This window comes from Paenibacillus sp. 598K (assembly GCF_003851045.1).
Classification (GTDB): Bacteria; Bacillota; Bacilli; order Paenibacillales; family Paenibacillaceae; genus Paenibacillus_D.
In genome coordinates this window covers 1-3,213 of sequence record NZ_BFBX01000059.1, presented here as the reverse complement: position 1 = coordinate 3,213, position 3,213 = coordinate 1, and the positions used below count along the sequence as shown (strand labels likewise).

Genomic DNA, 3,213 nt, shown 5'->3' with positions numbered 1-3,213 from the left:
GCGCAAGGTCGGGCTGCGCACGGCAAGCGAGGCATTCGCCGACCGTACCTATCAGGCGGATGGCTCGCTGACGCCAAGGATTAGCCCGGATGCGCTGATCGGCAGCGATGAGGAGGCTGTTGCCCAGGTGATCCGTATGGTTCGGCAAGGCAAGGTGATGTCGTGTCAGCTCGCAGAGGTTGAGATTCAAGCGGACACCGTCTGCATTCACGGCGACGGCGAGCATGCGTTGGACTTTGCGCGGACGATCCGCGAGGCGCTGGAGCAAGCGGGCGTCACCGTCCGGGCGCCGGGACGAATCGTCGACGGGAGCGGCGTGTAGCAAGTATGAGGTGGCAGCCTGTGCGGCTAGCTGCCTTTTTACTATTTAAGCCATTTCAACTCGTGTCACGTATTCTTACAACGGACTTGCATCGGCAACGCATGTACCCGCATAAGCTTACGATAACAGTGGTTGCGGCCGCTTGAGATCGCAAGTGAAGGGGGGCGCGACGATGCGAGCGATTGTAGAGGCGTTGCGTCATTGTCGGGAGACGGCAGAGTCATGTGTCATAGCGACGATCATCCGGGTCGAGGGCTCCGCGTATCGGAGGGAGGGCGCGCGTTGCCTGATCCATGCGGACGGCCGAATCGTCGGTATCCTGAGTGGCGGTTGCCTGGAGGCCGAGCTGAAGGAGCAGGCGCATCATGTATTCGTGGATGGCGAGTCCAGACGAGTCCACTACGACCTGCGAGCGACGAGCGAGGAAGAGCCGTGGGGGCTGGGAACGGGCTGCGATGGCGCGGTGACGGTCTGGATGGAGCTGTTCGACCCGATCAGTCACCCGGCTGCCGCCGCTGCTATACTTGCCGATGGCGAGGCGCGACTCTCCGCTCCGTCGGCCTATTGGTCGCTGACGGTAGTGGGAGCGGAGGACGACAGCGAGTATGCGGCGGGAGACCGTTGGCAGCTGCCGGTCGCGACGGAGGAGTCCGGACCGATAGCGTGGGAGTCTGGCAGCGACGGGGGCCGTCGACCAACTGCGTGTGCAGCCTCGAGAAAGGCTGTGGAGCAGGCTCGGGAGTCGCAACCACTTCCTCGGATGCGGAGTCAGTCGAGCGCCGGGCTGCTGCTGGATACGCTCGCGCTGCCACAGGGCGGGCGCGGGCTCTGTACGGGATGGATGAGAGGGGGGCTGGTCGAGGTGTTCGCGGAGCTGGTCCGCCCTGTGCCGAGGCTTGTCGTGCTCGGCAGCGGCGCAGACGCCGAGCTGCTCTCGCAGATGGCCGCGCCGCTCGGCTGGGCGGTGACCATCGCCGATCATCGCATCGAGCGGGCCGCGCCGCCCGGCTTCTCGACGGCGGCTCGTCATCCGGTGCCGCGCGGCGACTATTCCAGCATCGCCGATCTACAGGCTCCCTACGTCGTGGTGATGACGCATCATCTGGAGGTGGACCGGGCAGCGATGCGGCAGCTGCTGCCGCTGGCGGCCGTCGACTATGTCGGACTGCTAGGCTCCCGCAGCCGAGCCCGACGGATCGTCGCGGATGTGCAGGAGGACGAGGGCTTCCGTGCGGAATGGTTGGCGAAGCTGCATGCGCCGGTCGGGCTCGATCTCGGCGGCGAGACGCCGGAGGAGATCTGCCTGAGCATCTTGGCCGAGCTGACGGCGCATCGCCATCGCCGCGACGGCGGCCCGTTGCGAGCTTCCGAGCTGCTCGACGTGCCGCAAGGGTCGGCGGAGATACGATGAGCAGGCCGCTCATCGCATTGGCGATCCTGGCGGCCGGTCAGTCATCGCGGATGGGGCTGCCCAAGCAGCTGCTGCCGATTGACGGCGAGCCGATGCTGGGTCATATCGTGCGCAAGGCCGCGGCAGCGGGCTCATGGCTGGGAGATTGCCCGGGACAGCCGATATCGGCGGGGCAGCAGTCGCAGCATGCCGAGTGGTGCCGACAAACGCTGGCATCATCAGTCGCGCAGGCGAGAGTTGCGGAGCAACATACGGCAGCGTGCCTTCTACAAGTCGAGGTGGGAGTGATCGGCCCGGACGACTTGCGGCTACAACGGTTATGCGATGACCGGAAGGCACAGTATATCGTGAACACGACCCCCTCATTGGGAATGAGCAGTTCTATCCATGTGGCGGTCCGGTGGGCTCAGCGTACCGGGGCCGGAGCGCTGATGATCCTGTTGGGCGACCAGCCAGGCGTGCAGACGCATGTCCTGAAGGCTATGCTGCTCCGCTATGTCGCCGCTCGTCCGGCCATCCTGCAAGCGCGATACTCAGACCGGTCCGGGCATCCTGTACTATTCGACAGTCGCTGGTTCCCCGAGCTGCTGCAGCTGCAAGGCGATCGAGGCGCCAGCGCGCTGCTCCGTCAGAAGAGACAACTGGTTCAGTATGTCGATGTGCCCGCACTCTCGCCGGTGGATCTCGATACACAAGAGGAGTACGAGGCTTATCTTTCGCTTATGCAAACGGACAGCGTGTAACCGGGGGCACTGTATGTCGACAAAGGGAGTCGCCGACGTGCTGTATCCCAAGAACTCCTGTCCGCCGCTACTTTCCATTTTAGACACTGCACGTCCCCGCCGTACTCATTTCCCTCAGCTGCACCGTCTCTCTTCCATTTGCGCGGGAGCGGCACGGCGACCGAGCCTGTCACCGTAACTGGCTACGGGAGCGGCAATCGCCCGTATATCTACCGGGACAACGGCGTCGACGACGAGGGGGTCCGCATCGACAACGCCGACGGCTACCGGAACGAAGGGCTGGAGCTGGCCAACGCCCGACGTGAGGCGCTCAGCCTGTATATTACCAAGGAGAAAATGAACGCCGCCCGGCGTCTGCTGCTGCAGGACGGCATGAAGGTGGGCGATGCGGCGAAGCGGGTCGGATACAACAACCCGAATTATTTTGCCAAAGTATTCCGCAATACGTTTGGCATGTCGCCGCAGGAGTACAAGGTGCGGATGTTTTTGTGAGGGGCAAGGCAGCGCAGCCTTTGGACAAAGGGAGCGCCGAGATGGAAGGTGTGGCGGTCAAAGGCAGCATATATCGGGCTTCGTTGGCCTCTTGCCGAGTAAGGCCGCGCAGCGATGAGCTTGCGCGGCCTCATTGATGAGCTTGCGCGGGCTGAATGTCGGCAATGCTAGGGCGTGTTTGCAAACCCGCTCAGGGGCATCTTAGGCCGCCTTTCCGCCCCCTGCGGCGTCACTTTTGCTTGCCG

General features: G+C 63.8%; 4 protein-coding genes. All 4 read left to right on the top strand.

The genetic code is table 11. The annotated features are described in order from the left end of the window. On the top strand, nucleotides 1–322 hold a 322-nt coding region (locus tag PA598K_RS17360; protein WP_185602051.1), incomplete at its 5' end, for a LamB/YcsF family protein. Between the two features lie 172 nt (nucleotides 323–494). Next, nucleotides 495–1,733 (top strand): XdhC family protein, encoded by a 1,239-nt coding sequence (locus PA598K_RS17355; protein WP_128658185.1) that lies wholly within the window; start codon nucleotides 495–497, stop codon nucleotides 1,731–1,733. Further along, the gene (locus PA598K_RS17350) at nucleotides 1,730–2,476 is read left to right on the top strand and encodes a nucleotidyltransferase family protein (RefSeq protein ID WP_185602050.1); all 747 of its coding nucleotides are present in this window, start codon (nucleotides 1,730–1,732) and stop codon (nucleotides 2,474–2,476) included. The genes PA598K_RS17355 and PA598K_RS17350 overlap by 4 nt, the downstream gene beginning before the upstream one ends. Nucleotides 2,477–2,614: 138 nt before the next feature. Continuing rightward, nucleotides 2,615–2,968 (top strand): helix-turn-helix transcriptional regulator, encoded by a 354-nt coding sequence (locus PA598K_RS17345; protein ID WP_128658183.1) that lies wholly within the window; start codon nucleotides 2,615–2,617, stop codon nucleotides 2,966–2,968. The last annotated feature ends 245 nt before the right edge of the window (nucleotides 2,969–3,213 follow it).